This window comes from Brevibacillus sp. NRS-1366 (assembly GCF_050467985.1).
Genome location: NZ_JBITPN010000001.1, coordinates 20,042 through 32,671, shown reverse-complemented (window position 1 = coordinate 32,671; position 12,630 = coordinate 20,042). Strand labels below are relative to the sequence as shown.

At 46.6% G+C, this 12,630-nt stretch carries 17 protein-coding genes and 1 tRNA gene; 8 read left to right on the top strand and 10 right to left on the bottom strand.

What is annotated here, in order from left to right; translation table 11 throughout:
- Positions 1 to 35: 35 nt before the first annotated feature.
- Together ACIFQN_RS00170 and ACIFQN_RS00165 are read right to left on the bottom strand one after the other, a co-directional pair.
- Positions 36 to 1,034: a CehA/McbA family metallohydrolase gene (locus tag ACIFQN_RS00170; protein ID WP_429831012.1), complete on the bottom strand. Its 999-nt coding sequence runs from the start codon at positions 1,032 to 1,034 to the stop codon at positions 36 to 38.
- Positions 1,035 to 1,499, bottom strand: a complete 465-nt coding sequence (locus tag ACIFQN_RS00165) for a hypothetical protein (RefSeq protein ID WP_429831011.1) — start codon at positions 1,497 to 1,499, stop codon at positions 1,035 to 1,037.
- A gap of 355 nt (positions 1,500 to 1,854) precedes the next feature.
- Between ACIFQN_RS00165 and ACIFQN_RS00160 the strand changes: the two genes are divergently transcribed.
- On the top strand, positions 1,855 to 2,868 hold the full coding sequence (locus ACIFQN_RS00160; RefSeq protein ID WP_429831010.1) for a LacI family DNA-binding transcriptional regulator: 1,014 nt from the start codon (positions 1,855 to 1,857) through the stop codon (positions 2,866 to 2,868).
- 15 nt (positions 2,869 to 2,883) lie between these two features.
- Positions 2,884 to 4,248: an MATE family efflux transporter gene (locus ACIFQN_RS00155; protein WP_429831009.1), complete on the top strand. Its 1,365-nt coding sequence runs from the start codon at positions 2,884 to 2,886 to the stop codon at positions 4,246 to 4,248.
- A 132-nt stretch (positions 4,249 to 4,380) separates the two neighbouring features.
- Here ACIFQN_RS00155 and ACIFQN_RS00150 read toward each other — a convergent pair.
- A tRNA-Ser gene (locus ACIFQN_RS00150) sits at positions 4,381 to 4,469 on the bottom strand.
- Positions 4,470 to 4,655: 186 nt separating this feature from the next.
- Between ACIFQN_RS00150 and ACIFQN_RS00145 the strand changes: the two genes are divergently transcribed.
- Entirely contained in the window at positions 4,656 to 5,375 is a 720-nt protein-coding gene (locus ACIFQN_RS00145; protein ID WP_429831008.1) for a pseudouridine synthase, read from the top strand.
- A gap of 56 nt (positions 5,376 to 5,431) precedes the next feature.
- On the opposite strand, the gene tadA is transcribed toward ACIFQN_RS00145, so the two are convergent.
- Together tadA and ACIFQN_RS00135 are read right to left on the bottom strand one after the other, a co-directional pair.
- Positions 5,432 to 5,920 carry a tRNA adenosine(34) deaminase TadA gene (tadA, locus tag ACIFQN_RS00140; RefSeq protein ID WP_429831007.1) on the bottom strand — a complete coding sequence of 163 codons (489 nt, stop codon included), beginning with the start codon at positions 5,918 to 5,920 and terminating at the stop codon, positions 5,432 to 5,434.
- Positions 5,920 to 6,516 (bottom strand): nitroreductase family protein, encoded by a 597-nt coding sequence (locus ACIFQN_RS00135; protein WP_429831006.1) that lies wholly within the window; start codon positions 6,514 to 6,516, stop codon positions 5,920 to 5,922. The genes tadA and ACIFQN_RS00135 overlap by 1 nt, the downstream gene beginning before the upstream one ends.
- A gap of 369 nt (positions 6,517 to 6,885) precedes the next feature.
- Between ACIFQN_RS00135 and ACIFQN_RS00130 the strand changes: the two genes are divergently transcribed.
- Entirely contained in the window at positions 6,886 to 7,383 is a 498-nt protein-coding gene (locus ACIFQN_RS00130) for a ribonuclease H-like YkuK family protein (RefSeq protein ID WP_429831005.1), read from the top strand.
- 798 nt (positions 7,384 to 8,181) lie between these two features.
- Here the strand turns inward: ACIFQN_RS00130 and ACIFQN_RS00125 are convergent.
- Positions 8,182 to 8,385, bottom strand: a complete 204-nt coding sequence (locus tag ACIFQN_RS00125) for a hypothetical protein (protein ID WP_429831004.1) — start codon at positions 8,383 to 8,385, stop codon at positions 8,182 to 8,184.
- 37 nt (positions 8,386 to 8,422) lie between these two features.
- A complete protein-coding gene (locus ACIFQN_RS00120) occupies positions 8,423 to 8,635 on the bottom strand; it encodes a helix-turn-helix transcriptional regulator (RefSeq protein WP_429831003.1) in 213 nt (70 codons plus the stop codon).
- Between the two features lie 167 nt (positions 8,636 to 8,802).
- On the opposite strand from ACIFQN_RS00120, the gene ACIFQN_RS00115 reads away from it, so the two are divergent.
- Complete coding sequence (locus ACIFQN_RS00115) at positions 8,803 to 9,168, top strand: helix-turn-helix domain-containing protein (protein WP_429831002.1); 366 nt, start codon at positions 8,803 to 8,805, stop codon at positions 9,166 to 9,168.
- A gap of 94 nt (positions 9,169 to 9,262) precedes the next feature.
- On the opposite strand, the gene ACIFQN_RS00110 is transcribed toward ACIFQN_RS00115, so the two are convergent.
- Complete coding sequence (locus ACIFQN_RS00110) at positions 9,263 to 9,616, bottom strand: winged helix-turn-helix transcriptional regulator (protein WP_429831001.1); 354 nt, start codon at positions 9,614 to 9,616, stop codon at positions 9,263 to 9,265.
- A gap of 200 nt (positions 9,617 to 9,816) precedes the next feature.
- Here ACIFQN_RS00110 and ACIFQN_RS00105 point away from each other — a divergent pair, with 200 nt between their 5' ends.
- From ACIFQN_RS00105 to ACIFQN_RS00095, 3 genes are all read left to right on the top strand, one after another.
- Positions 9,817 to 10,227 carry a DoxX family protein gene (locus ACIFQN_RS00105; RefSeq protein ID WP_429831000.1) on the top strand — a complete coding sequence of 137 codons (411 nt, stop codon included), beginning with the start codon at positions 9,817 to 9,819 and terminating at the stop codon, positions 10,225 to 10,227.
- A gap of 206 nt (positions 10,228 to 10,433) precedes the next feature.
- On the top strand, positions 10,434 to 10,604 hold the full coding sequence (locus ACIFQN_RS00100; RefSeq protein WP_429830999.1) for a hypothetical protein: 171 nt from the start codon (positions 10,434 to 10,436) through the stop codon (positions 10,602 to 10,604).
- Positions 10,605 to 10,614: 10 nt separating this feature from the next.
- Positions 10,615 to 11,043: an alpha/beta fold hydrolase gene (locus ACIFQN_RS00095; protein ID WP_429830998.1), complete on the top strand. Its 429-nt coding sequence runs from the start codon at positions 10,615 to 10,617 to the stop codon at positions 11,041 to 11,043.
- Between the two features lie 120 nt (positions 11,044 to 11,163).
- On the opposite strand, the gene ACIFQN_RS00090 is transcribed toward ACIFQN_RS00095, so the two are convergent.
- Together ACIFQN_RS00090 and ACIFQN_RS00085 are read right to left on the bottom strand one after the other, a co-directional pair.
- Positions 11,164 to 11,607, bottom strand: coding sequence for an OsmC family protein (locus tag ACIFQN_RS00090; protein WP_429830997.1), 444 nt, complete (start codon positions 11,605 to 11,607; stop codon positions 11,164 to 11,166).
- Between the two features lie 178 nt (positions 11,608 to 11,785).
- A complete protein-coding gene (locus tag ACIFQN_RS00085) occupies positions 11,786 to 12,577 on the bottom strand; it encodes a hypothetical protein (RefSeq protein WP_429830996.1) in 792 nt (263 codons plus the stop codon).
- Positions 12,578 to 12,630: the final 53 nt, after the last annotated feature.

The window sequence follows — 12,630 nt, the reverse complement described above, 5'->3', positions numbered from 1 at the left end:
TTTGACGAGCAAGCATGCCTTGCCTGAATTGTTATTTACTTCGCGAAATAGACAGGATTCGTAAATGCAATCTTGGTACGCACACCGTGAAACACCCCGAACAAGTCCACTCTCAGCCACTTCAACCCGTTTACAGTCAGTCGGCATTTCACTTCGGTCTCACCCGGATTGAGTATCACCTCATCCATGTTCCCGAGGTTGCTTCTCAGCACAATAGACAGAGGCTGTGGCTCCAACGTCCAGGCACCCGGGCGTACAAGGAAGTCGAGCGACACGGTTACAGATGCTTCCTGCCTTTCTGAAGCGTCACGAATAGGTACAGTCTCCCCAAGACCGTAGCTTCGCCCATCGAGTCCAACCTGACAAAGGAGGAGTGGCCCCTGGCTAATACTCACAGCTCCCCTACGAATCGCTTGAAGGACGCCGACTTCAGAAAGTTTTTCCGAGCTCGGGATTCCGAGAAATGTTGCCGCCTCAGGATCATCCCCCGCTTTTGATCGGTGCCAATCCCGGCCTGATGTGGCGGAAATCCGTATGCCTTCATTGAGCAGCCCTTCCCATAACTCCAATGCTGGCTGATTGTGCATACGGATGGATGAGAATGTCTCATGCCAAACCTCGATATAGTCAACATCAGTCCAGTCTGAAATGCGATAATCCCAGTGGCACCCTGTACAGATGGGGCTTCCAAGTGCATAAGGGTGGGCGATGCCAACGAGTCCCCCTTGACTATGTACCCGCTGGATGCCCTTGTGGATGTCATCAGGACCCAAATCCCTCCAGTCGGCATAGCCCTGCAAGCCAAGTGTCAACATATGACCGTAGAAGGTCGTCCATTCCATCCCCTGGATGATGACAATGCCTGTCACCTCCTCAACGTCCCTACGTTCTGCCAAGCCCGAAATCGTGTTGTGATCCGTTAGCGCAAGACCTGCCAGTCCGCGCCGCCTCGCTTCTTTCGCCATTTCCGCCAGCGTGTGCCTACCGTCGCTATGAGGTGTATGAGTGTGAAGCTCAAAAGGATACCAGTTCATTTATTCCCCTTCCCCTTCCCATACCTTCAATTCATAATGGCAGTCCGGCGTGACAATGCAGTGCACACTCAGCGTCACCGTCCAGATCCCCTTTGGTAGTTCCCCCGCCGTGAAGCCAGGCGAAGCTTCTGTCTCAGAAAGTTTGTGGAGCTGAACTGGATCGTGTCGATGTGCCGAACCCCGGAAGCCTTCAGGATCATCTATCGATACCGTAATCAGATTCTGAAGCGGAAAAAACTCTTCCCATCTTTCTATTAGAGCCTGTTGTTGTTTCTCAGTAGCGTCTCGGTGAAGCGCTGTTTTGATTTCTCGCTCCGCTGTTACGGGATCTTCCAGTCGTTTTGGCACATAGGAAAACTGGATATGCAGCTCATCAGATGGCTGCGGCAAGTGGAATCGGAAAGCAAGATGTGTTTTGGAGCAGATTGGTGTCAGCGTCCCCGCCGTTTCGAATCTCAAGTTCATGATCATATCACCTGCCGAAATAGTATTTCTGGAAACCTACACGATCTGGAATCGATACCAGAACTTTTTCGCCTTTAGTGTAAAACTCCCCTTTATCACCCGTCAATTCACAAAACGAGCATTTACATAACCTTTAAAATCAACCTCAAAAATATGAAACTCTATTGACCAGAGGATCATGAGTTTCTCGGGATTTTCGTTGGTTTTACTCGATTTCTTGTAAAGGTCTTGTAAACATCGAAAAGACAGTTTACACGGCACCGTACTGGCGATTACACTGAGAAATGTATCCTATGGAATCGATACCAGTATCAATTAACAAAAAGAGGAATTTGGATAGTAAGGTTGTGGTCAAGTGGATATCAAGATCAAGGACGTCGCACGGGCGGCCGGCGTATCGGTCACCAGTGTTTCAAGAGTCCTGAACAAAGAGCAGTATGTAAGCGAGGAGATCAAACGGAAGGTTAATCAGGCGATCAACGAACTCGGTTATACACCGAGCCATATCGCCCGTAGCTTGAAGCGCAAAAAAACAAATCTGATTGGTGTAATTGTATCCAACATTACTAGCAATTTTTTCTCAACCATCTTGAGCAGTATTGAAGAAACAGTTGACCAGCACCATTACAATCTGCTTGTTTGCAATATTATGGAGAATCTCGACAAAGAGCTTCGTTATCTGCAAACCTTTCACGAGATGCGGGTGGACGGCATTATCATTATGCATGAGAAGGCAAACGATGACATCCGCCGTTTTCTTGACCAAACCAAGATTCCGATCATTTTTTGCGCCTCACCCGTCGATCCGGCTTTTCCCGGTGTCACAGTCGATGATTTTGCCGCTGCCTATGACGCGATTCGCTTTCTAGGCGATCTCGGCCATCAGCACATCGCCTTTATCGGAGGGGATCTCGAAGATGTATCATCCGGCCGAAAGCGATACGAAGGCTATCTGAAGGCCATGGCTGACATCGGTCTTCCGGTCGAGCAGCGATGGATCCGGTTCGGTGATTATCAAGTCAAAAGCGGTTACGAGCAGATGAAAGCCATTCTGCAGGAGGGATCGCGGCCAACTGCCGTATTTGCTGCGAGCGATGACATGGCGCTCGGAGCGATGAACTGCTTGCACGATTGTGGTTTTCACGTTCCAGAACAAATGTCGGTCATCGGATTCGATGGGAGCGAATTAACCGAGCTAGCCAGACCGAGACTTACCTCTATGCAGCAACCAATCGCGCTGATTGGACGTCTGTCCGTCGAATTGTTGCTCGAGGCCATCCAGAACCCGGAACGTCCCGCTGCCGTAACGACTGTACCACACCAGCTCGTTATCCGTGACAGCTGCAGGGCACCAGCCGGTTTTATGTAAGGGAAGGAACTTGCTATGACTCAACAAGAATCGACTCTCAAGAAATGGAGCCTGGTCGCGCTCGTCTGGCCAATTTTTCTGGAACAGCTCCTGCAAATGCTCATGGGTAGCATTGACACGATTATGCTTAGCCATTATTCAGATGAATCGGTGGCGGCCGTCGGCGTGGCCACCCAAGTCTATACTCTGGCCACTTTCCTGTTCGGATTCGTCGCCACCGGAGCCAGCGTTCTTATTGTCCAGGCCATCGGGGCACAGCGTCATACTCAGGTCGGAGAAGTATCCATCACTGCAATAGTCATGAATCTGCTCGTCAGTGCGACTGTCAGCGTCGTACTTGCTTTCTTTGCGGAACCACTGCTGCGTCTGTTTAAACTGTCTGAAGAGCTGATCAGCTATGGCGTACCCTACTTGGCCATTGTCGGCTCGTCATCCATGCTCAGTGCAGTGATCGTAACGATTGGGGTTATTATGCGCGGACATGGGTATGTGCGGGAGGTAATGGCAGCCTCCATAATGATGAACATCCTCAATCTGGCTGGCAACTATGTGGCGCTGTTTGAGCCGTTTGGTCTTCCGGTGTTCGGTGTAGAAGGTGTAGCCGTCGCCACCGTAATCAGCCGCGTTATTGGACTTGTCATTCTACTCATCCTGTTCCAGAGGCGGCTTCCTAATCTGCTACCATACAGGAGAGTGCTTCGTTGTTCTGGACAGTACGCGCTGCCGATATTGCGGATCGGCATACCATCTGCAGGAGAATACATTTCGTACAACGCCTCACAAGTGGTGATTACATCATTCGTCGCCATACTGGGGACAGCTGCACTGACGACGAAAATTTACACGCAAAATTTGACGATGTTCATCTTCTTGTTTTCCGTTTCAATCGGACAAGCTACTCAAATTTTAGTCGGCCGCTTTATCGGAGCGCAACGTACAGAAGATGCTTACAGAATCTGCCTAAAGAGCTTGAGAATCAGCTTGTTGATCACTTCTGGAGTAAGCGTCGCGATGTTCGCCTTGGCACAGTCGTTGCTTGGTCTATTCACGGAAGACCCTCTCGTTTTGGAAACCGGTCGCACACTCATGCTACTATCCCTCATCCTGGAAGCGGGTCGTACGTTCAACATAGTCGTGATCGGTTCCCTCAACGCAGCAGGCGATGTGAGATTTCCGGTTATTGTAGGGATCATCTCGATGTGGGGCCTAAGTGTGCCTCTTTCCTACATCTTTGGTATCAGTCTGGGGTTCGGACTCGCCGGAATCTGGTGGGCGTTCATTGTCGACGAGTGGTTGAGAGGATTGCTCATGCTGTGGCGGTGGAGGTCTCGGAGCTGGCAGCGAATCGGACTTTCTCTTCCGGAGGCATCAAGCATGTAAAACGTACAAACCCATTTCGCTTCGTACGGTGGGGGTTCTTACCCCCAAAAAAACGGAAGCATATCATTGCCAATGTGGCAAAGATATGCTTCCGTTTTACAATTACAGCAACGTTATGCTTTTCCTTATAAGCGGAGAGAGTGGGATTCGAACCCACGCACGCCTCACGACGCCTAACGCATTTCGAGTGCATCCCCTTATGACCACTTGGGTATCTCTCCATATTGGTTTATCAGAAACATTATCTACTATAGCAAATTATCATCAAAATTGCAAGACTCGATCCTCTGCGTTCCCCTTGATTTGCGCTCTGTATTAGGCCAAACTAGTATCAATGTACAAAATGGGTCATGGCAAGCATGAGCAACGACCATTTTTTCAATCAGGATGAAAAGCGAGGAACATACATGAAACGTGAGCGTTTGGACAAAGTGCTGGCCAACATGGGGCTAGGCACTCGTAAGGAAGTGAAGGTGCTGGTAAAACAGGGCTTGGTCGTAGTGGAAGGCGTAGTCGCTACTGATCCAGGCATGCATGTCATTGCTGAAGAACAAGAGATCGTCGTGGATGGTGAGCCGCTCAATTTCAAGCGTTGGGTATACGTCCTTCTGAACAAGCCGCCAGGAGTGGTTTCCGCAACCGAAGACAATGTTCATGAGACTGTGGTCGATTTACTGCCTTACGAATGGGCGATCAAGGTTCACCCCGTTGGCCGCCTGGACATTGATACAGAAGGACTGCTACTGCTGACCAACGACGGTCAGCTATCCCACAGCCTGCTCTCTCCCAAAAAGAAAGTGGACAAGGAATACTTTGCCCGTATTGATGGCCGGGTAACAGAGCAGCATGTACAGGAATTTGCCAAAGGGGTCGAGCTGGAAGATTTTACGACACTGCCAGCCAAGTTGGAAATTATTTCCCCAGGTGAAACTTCGGAGATTCGCGTCACCATCATGGAAGGAAAGTTCCACCAGGTGAAACGGATGTTTGCTGCTTTTGGCCTGCAGGTGACCTATTTGCAGCGTGTTCGCATGGGTCCTCTCCATCTAGATCCATCTCTGAAACCTGGTGAATACCGGGAACTGACTGAAGAAGAGCTCGATATGCTACAAAATGTAAATAAGTAAAAGAAACCGCCCGGCACAAGCAAGAATGTACCGGGCGACTCTCGTTTCCTCTCAGGTTAATCCTGTACAGGCTGTCTTTTTTTTCGTAAGCCCCGGAAAAAATCCTTGAGCATCTGTGCGCACTCTTTAGCGAGTATCCCTTCTACGACGGGTACTTGATGGTTAAAGCGGGGTTCGTCCAGCAGATTCATCAATGTCCCGGCACAACCAGCCTTGGGATCGCGGGCTCCGTATACGACCTCTTCAATTCGGCTCTGTACGATGGCTCCAGCGCACATGGGACAAGGCTCCAGCGTCACATAAAGCGTACACCCAATCAACCTCCAGCCACCTAGCCGATTACTTGCTTCACGGATCGCGATCATTTCCGCGTGCAAGGTGGGGTCTTTTTGCGTTTCCCGCAAATTGTATCCTCGTCCTACAATTTCTCCATCTCGTACGATGACTGCCCCGATAGGGACTTCACCGATCGCCGCCGCCTTCCCGGCCTCTTCTATCGCGGCCCTCATATACTTTTCGTGATTGTGTTCGTTGCCGGGTATCACTATTTTTTAAATACTCCCTCAAAAACAGTCTCAGACAGATCGCGGCGGCTAGATGGCTTTTCCCGCTCCTGCATGGCTTCAGACAATGTTTCTTTTTCTCCTTGGTACCCCACGGCAATGACCGCATGAGCCTCAAAATCTTCTGGAATTCCCAGTACTTCTCGCGCTCTTTCCGGGTCAAATCCACCCATGGCATGCGTGCTCAGACCTTGTCTGGTCGCTTCAAGCGCCAGATAGCCCCAAGCTGTCCCCGCATCAAAAGCATGTGCACGATTATGTGTACCGCGAGAACCGATTGTTTGGGAAACAACGAGTACCAGGACAGGTGCTTTTTCGCACCAAGTGCGGTTACCTTCAGCGATAAACGGATAAAAGCGCTCTTTGTCTTCCTGTGTACGGGCAAAAATAAACCGCCATGGCTGCTCATTGCTCGCAGACGGCGCCCACCGAGCTGCTTCAAAGAGGCTGAAGAGCACCTCATCGGGAATAGAATCAGACTTGTAAGAACGCGGAGACCAGCGATTTAGAAATACAGGGTCAATTTCATGACCTGCTTGGCGATGTTCTTTTACTTGTGGAAGATACGCGTTCATCATGGTGACAAACCTCCTGCAAATTTTTTATAAGTTATCCTTGATTAACGAACAATGGACGAATCACGTTACTCAATATTGATTCATCACATGATTCATCATCGCGGATAAATGACTGTCCTCATGCGTTAGGCCGTTCAGAGGTGCCTGGAATCTGCGGACCAACTCTTATAAGAATGGGCAAGTTTGACTTAGAGGCACCTTCTGTATAGTACGAGCCTTTCGCCATTGTTTGTTTCCAACTGAAAAGATCGTTTATTCGAGAAGTTTTTGTCCCAACCTGCTCACATACTCTCTGCGAGATTACATACATTAATGATGTACGGATGATCTATGCAGTCTTATAGATAGCCTCTATCTGGAGGGATGTGAGTGGGCTTAACCTCAGCAAACACCTTGTTCGATTGCTTTCACAGTCCGACTAGAGGGCTGCTTCCAAAGAAGGACGTATTTTCCCACATTGAACAAACCATAACGACCTTGTCAGGTCCGTTTGAGATTATCGTGGGAGCCGATTCACAGCTAAAAAGTCGCGGGACGTTTTTTGCCCTTGTCATTACTGTTATTCGTTCCGGACACGGCGGTACATTTTTTTATCACAAATTTCAGGAACGGCGCTACTCATCACTGCAGCAACGTATTTTTCAAGAAGCCATGTACGCGGTAGGTCTGGCAAGCGAGGTGCGCCAGTATCTTCGTGACCGTAATCATGATACCCCGATCCGACTGCATTTTGACATAGGCAGAAACGGTCCTACCCGTAAGTTTATCCAGTCTTTGTTGAGCTTAGCAGAAAGCAATCATTTCCGGGCAGAGATCAAGCCAAATTCTTTCTGCGCCTCAACCATTGCTGACAAATTTACCAAGTAAAAGGTCGACTTTTCACGAATGCAACCAATAAGCACACTGGCGGATCGCTGTAACGCATCCGCCCGCTTTATTTTGGCTGAGTCTCGGGCATGTTCGATTCACCTATTCGGGACAAGCCACTCCAACTCCTGCCCATACCTTCACTTCAAACTGTTTGTCGGCTTGCTTATCCCTGTTGGTACAAGACAAGAGTCATTACTACATAGAGAGCAAACATAATCAAATTGGTTTGCCATTTGTAATTTTCTAATACACGGATCAAAAAAATAACAGAGAAGAGGAAGAACAACCAAAAGAGCGCAACCTTTCCTACGTATAGGCCAATGGCTGCATAGATAAGGGCCAGGCAATAAACCAAGCACTCAATAACAAAGAAAGGTTTTTTTCTATTTTTGCTACGAAAGAACATTTCACTTCACCTGCGATCGAATTGGTCATATTCAGTCTTCCTTTCAACATAGCATGATTTCCATTTTCCAAAAAGTGCTAAAGGGTATATCTACCGTTCACCTGGTGATTGACAATAGAAATGACGTCAGCTGTGATTAGCAGTATTGAAGCCTTTTCACACGGCAGGTTACTGGTGATGCAGGCATGAGCCGAGAAGATCTTTTTATTGCTAAAAAGGTTTTTTCGGCTCTTTTTTTGTCTAAAGGTGGTGGATTGGGTGTCCCGTGAACAAAACTGTAGGAACAGCTTTTAGAAAAATCAGCTCTGGTTACGGTGGATGCCGTACGAGCTGGTTTCTGTTTTTCAGTCTGCCTTTGATCAGGCTTAGAGCGAGCCTTTCTACGTCATTTATGAATGGCCGGAATGATGAGAGCTGCACCAAAGCATAACGGGATGCTCTGTACTTTGCTCCAATTGTTTTTCAAATTGCTCCAAACGATAAAGAAATCCATCGCATGCTGGCTTGCTTTGGGGCGCCATCATTGCAATTTCATACGCTAACGTTCTTTTCCATATCTCCAATTGCCGCCTGTTTGCATCCAGCGCATCCAATCTATTCACTCCTTACCTGACTACTTTTTTTGCGAATTCAGCAAATCACCAAAATAAACAGATCATTCAATTTACACTTTAATTTTTTGGCCAAAACAGGCATATGCTTCGCTTTGAAATCGTAGTCACCCTTTTCGTATTTCAAGTACGTGGAGGCATTCTTAAATCCCAATGATTCAGCCATTTCTTGCAAGGTTAGCCCATGTTCGATTCTGCGTTTGGCTATAAACGGGAGGTTAATTCGTTCCATTTGCTATCCTCCTCCTTTTTGTAGAAATAGCAAATATTTATAATTCATATGATATCTTTTCCGTTTCAACAAAGTCAATACAATATTTGTCATTTCAGCAAATCTATTTTTTCCGTTTTGGAAAATTGTTAGAATGTAATTGCCAAAACGAAAAAGGTGGTCTCACGATGTCCATAGTTGGTCAACGCATAAAGTGGCTGCGAGAGAAAAAAGAGTGGTCCCAAATCCAATTGGCCGAAAAGCTGGGCATACATAATACCGTCCTGTCACGGATTGAGTCGGGTGAAAAGAAGGGCGTAGATTTTCATTTGATTTCGAAAGTGGCGGATTTGTTTGAAGTCTCTACGGATTTTATACACGGAAAAACAGATAACCCGACGCCTTTTTGGCAGCATGCGTCTGTCCGAGAGGAGCCTGCCCCATTTTTGGACGTAGATGGATTAACGCCGAATGAACTAGAAGAACTCAAACGTCATATTGAATTTCTTAGATGGAAGGCTGCTAGTAAGGGGAGACAAAACGAGAATTTGTGACAAAAGAAATGGATTCAAAGGAAAACCCCTGTTCCCAGGGGTTTTCATCATGGCAAGCGTCAGGCATTCTCCTGATGCTCTTCTTTTTTTATTCTTATTCCTCTGCTTTGTTGTCGTCTGCCATTTCTTCTGCATCCAGCTCGATCCAAGACTGGGACCAGTTTTCAATACCTTTGATCACCGGTTCCAACGCCCGCCCCATCTCGGTCAGTGAATACTCTACCCGGACCGGAGCCGAGTCAGTATACACCTGACGATGTACCAGACCTTCCTTCTCCAAATCCTTCAGCCGTTCAGATAGTAGCCTTCCGCTTACCGGCAGAGAGCCCTCCAACGCACAAAAACGCTGTGGACCCGAAAGCAACTGGTATAAGATGAGCCCTGTCCAGCGTTTTCCGAGCAATTGCATACCCTTTTCAAACTTTGGACAGAGGGAAGACTGTTTCATAGGGATCACCTCATTCTACCTTCAGTATACCGCTCTTTCCCGATTCCTTCAAAACCAATGATGACCTCTTACCTAAATAGCTGCACTTTCCATTGTTTGTAAATTCGGAAAAGTGGCTTGACATATAATCTTATTATTGTATACTTACTAACGAAAAGTAACTTTGTTACTGAAATCAATTCTATCGGAGGTAACGATACATGTCTACTCGTTTTGAATGGAGTGCACTTATTTTACGATTGGTAGCTGGTCTTACATTTGTCATCCATGGCATCGCCAAGTTCCAGATGGGTCTGGAAAATGTCGCAGGCTTCTTTGGCTCTATGGGTCTTCCCTCCTTTATTGCGTATCTGGTTGCCTTTTTGGAAGTTGTCGGTGGTTTTGCTCTGATTCTGGGCTTGGGTACTCGTATTTTCGCTGGTGGACTGGCTGTAGTCATGATCGGGGCTATCATCAAGGCGAAGCTGGCTGCTGGTTTTATGGGTGGAGAGAGTGGTGCAGGGTATGAGCTTGAGCTCGCTTTGCTCGCGATTTTGATTTCTCTTGCCGTAAGCGGCAGCACGATGTTCGGATTGGACAAAGTCCTGTTTGGTAAAAGCTCGGTGGAATAACCATAGGTCATTAAAAATGCCAGTGAGAAGGCGCTATTTGCCTACTCGCTGGCTTTTTGATTGATTAATCCCAAAGACGGAATCGATAACAAAGAAAATAGCTCGTTTCCAAAATGGCATGATTATTTTCTCACCTGATCTTATACTATATTGTTGGGAGTAACATTTTTCCAATATTGGTCTCGATGGACAAGGGGGAATCTGTTTTGCCGGTTTGGATGTTTGTACTGGCCGTATTAGGCGGGCTACTACTCGTTGGAGCGGTTTTTGACTTTTACAATAAGCGAAGCAAACGGAAGGTAAACATGGATCTAAAAAAAGAGAATCCTTTAGATAATGCCTATGACCCGAGAAATAAAGACGATCATTTGATTTAGGCTGGTGCTTGTGATCCATACGCGCGATGAAAAACTGCTTTCCTCCCTCGACGCAGATATCAAAGCTGCGTTCGAAACCTTAATGATTCATCAGACAAAGCAAAGTCTGTATTCTTTCTTACAAGAAGTTCAGCCGGGACGTCTCTTGGTCAACCGAGATTTTCTTGCTTCTGATTGGCGAACCAAAGGATACTTTTTCTCTTTCGACCCATTGATTGAAGGGAACTCCTATCCTCAGCCATCCCTGTTTCTGCTCGGCCGTCAAGATGCGATATGCGGCTATCGAGACCATGTTGAGTTGCTAGAACACTTCCCTGCTAGTACGTTCTCGATCCTAGACAGTGCTGGCCACATGCTTGAAATAGAACAACGCAGTTTGGTCCAAACGCATTTTTCCGATTGGCTCGACCGGTTAGCTTTGTATACAGCAAGCAAGTAATCACAGTTGACTCTTCTTTCCCATCGAGAAGTCGAGAAGGTTTCTTTGGCGTGGGCAAAAAAAAACACCACGTGGGTGTCAGATTATCATTATTATCACTCATCTATGTTTTTTGCCCGCTTACTTTTCAATAACAATGCCATTTAACTTGAGATTAACCGGATTGGCTATCGTATCTCCGACCGGGCATGTCCGCTCCAAAAATTCGATGAATGCCTCGACTTGTTCTTTGGGAGCGTCTGTTTTGATATGGAAAGTGTATCGGATATCAGAATAACCGCGACGTACATCGGATTTGTTCATAAAACCATCCGTATCAAGCTCCCCTTCTACTTCCACCCAAAAATCATCGAGATGAACATTGAATTTACCGGCATACGCTCTTGCTACGATAGATTGGCAAGCCCCTAATGCGGAGAGAACCACTTCAACCGGATTCATTCCTGTATCTGTTCCTCCTAGGCTTTTTGGTTCATCAATTGTCAGCTCAAAATCTCTGGAACGGGCTTTAACGACCATTCCTTTTTGCAAATGTGCGGTGGCTCTAAAGGTTTCGACAGGCATTTTCTACACTCCCTCGCTGGAAATTATCAGACTAATCATAGTATATCATATAATTCCGAGGGATTTAATATGAATAATAGATATCCTCTCTCATCTTGGGAGGAAAAGCCAAACCCGTCTCCGATTCATTCGGCGGACGGGTCAGCTACGATAGAGCAAGTTGAAAATCGAATATTCCCTAAAATTGTTCAGCTATCTTCAGCAATTCGGCCTTTGATGCGTATTGAGAGTTGCAGTTGATTCGGTACAAAAGGTTTGTGTCTGCTTTTATCCAGCGGATAGACTGAATCACCGCTCCGTTTTCCGTAGTGAATTCCGAATAGAGCGCTTCCGTCCCATTCACTTTCCATTTTTCTGTTTTCTCATTGTCTTGAGAAGATAAATATTGAGTCTGATCCTTTACACCTTCAAAATTTTGGACCATCAGTTGGAACTTATCTTGGTTGTGCTTGTATTGGATAGAGATCATTTCCAATCGATCTGACATTTCCAAAGGAATCGTGACGTAGTCCTTTTTGGTCTTCACGGCTTCCTTGTACATCTTATCGGGGGCAAAAATGACATCTTTGATTGAATATTGTACGTTCGCATTGTCGAACGAAAAATCCTTGTATACCTTCTCTGGTAATTGAGAGAGCGTGCTCACTTTTTGTTTCAAAGCAGGTAGATTGTCGAACGAATACGGTTTATTGATGATATCCACTTCTTTATCCGGATTATCAGCCATCACAAACACTGAAGCTGCTGTTCCTTCCGCCATTTTTTCTTCAATCTCATTCAATTTATCAATCCGGGAAATGGAATCCTTTGTAATGGTTACCCCATCCTCTTTGCCTTCTTCTGCGACTTTCTCCTGATAGACCACATTGCCGTCTTTATCTTTTAATTGAAAGTATTGAATGGCAGCGAAACCGGTAGAGATGCTGAGTAAAAGTACTGCTGCTAGTAACAGTCCGACTTTATGTTTCATGAAAAATCGCTCCTTTTTATTGGTTTGGGACTCTCGCAAATGTTGTATGACGT

Coding starts and splice junctions, on each gene's coding strand:
- ACIFQN_RS00120 (WP_429831003.1), bottom strand. CDS start 8,635: ATGGAACGAATTAACCTCCCGTTTATAGCCAAACGCAGAATCGAACAT.
- ACIFQN_RS00110 (WP_429831001.1), bottom strand. CDS start 9,616: ATGAAACAGTCTTCCCTCTGTCCAAAGTTTGAAAAGGGTATGCAATTG.
- ACIFQN_RS00135 (WP_429831006.1), bottom strand. CDS start 6,516: ATGATGAACGCGTATCTTCCACAAGTAAAAGAACATCGCCAAGCAGGT.
- ACIFQN_RS00085 (WP_429830996.1), bottom strand. CDS start 12,577: ATGAAACATAAAGTCGGACTGTTACTAGCAGCAGTACTTTTACTCAGC.
- ACIFQN_RS00090 (WP_429830997.1), bottom strand. CDS start 11,607: ATGCCTGTCGAAACCTTTAGAGCCACCGCACATTTGCAAAAAGGAATG.
- ACIFQN_RS00115 (WP_429831002.1), top strand. CDS start 8,803: ATGTCCATAGTTGGTCAACGCATAAAGTGGCTGCGAGAGAAAAAAGAG.
- ACIFQN_RS00165 (WP_429831011.1), bottom strand. CDS start 1,499: ATGAACTTGAGATTCGAAACGGCGGGGACGCTGACACCAATCTGCTCC.
- ACIFQN_RS00155 (WP_429831009.1), top strand. CDS start 2,884: ATGACTCAACAAGAATCGACTCTCAAGAAATGGAGCCTGGTCGCGCTC.
- ACIFQN_RS00105 (WP_429831000.1), top strand. CDS start 9,817: ATGTCTACTCGTTTTGAATGGAGTGCACTTATTTTACGATTGGTAGCT.
- ACIFQN_RS00170 (WP_429831012.1), bottom strand. CDS start 1,034: ATGAACTGGTATCCTTTTGAGCTTCACACTCATACACCTCATAGCGAC.
- ACIFQN_RS00145 (WP_429831008.1), top strand. CDS start 4,656: ATGAAACGTGAGCGTTTGGACAAAGTGCTGGCCAACATGGGGCTAGGC.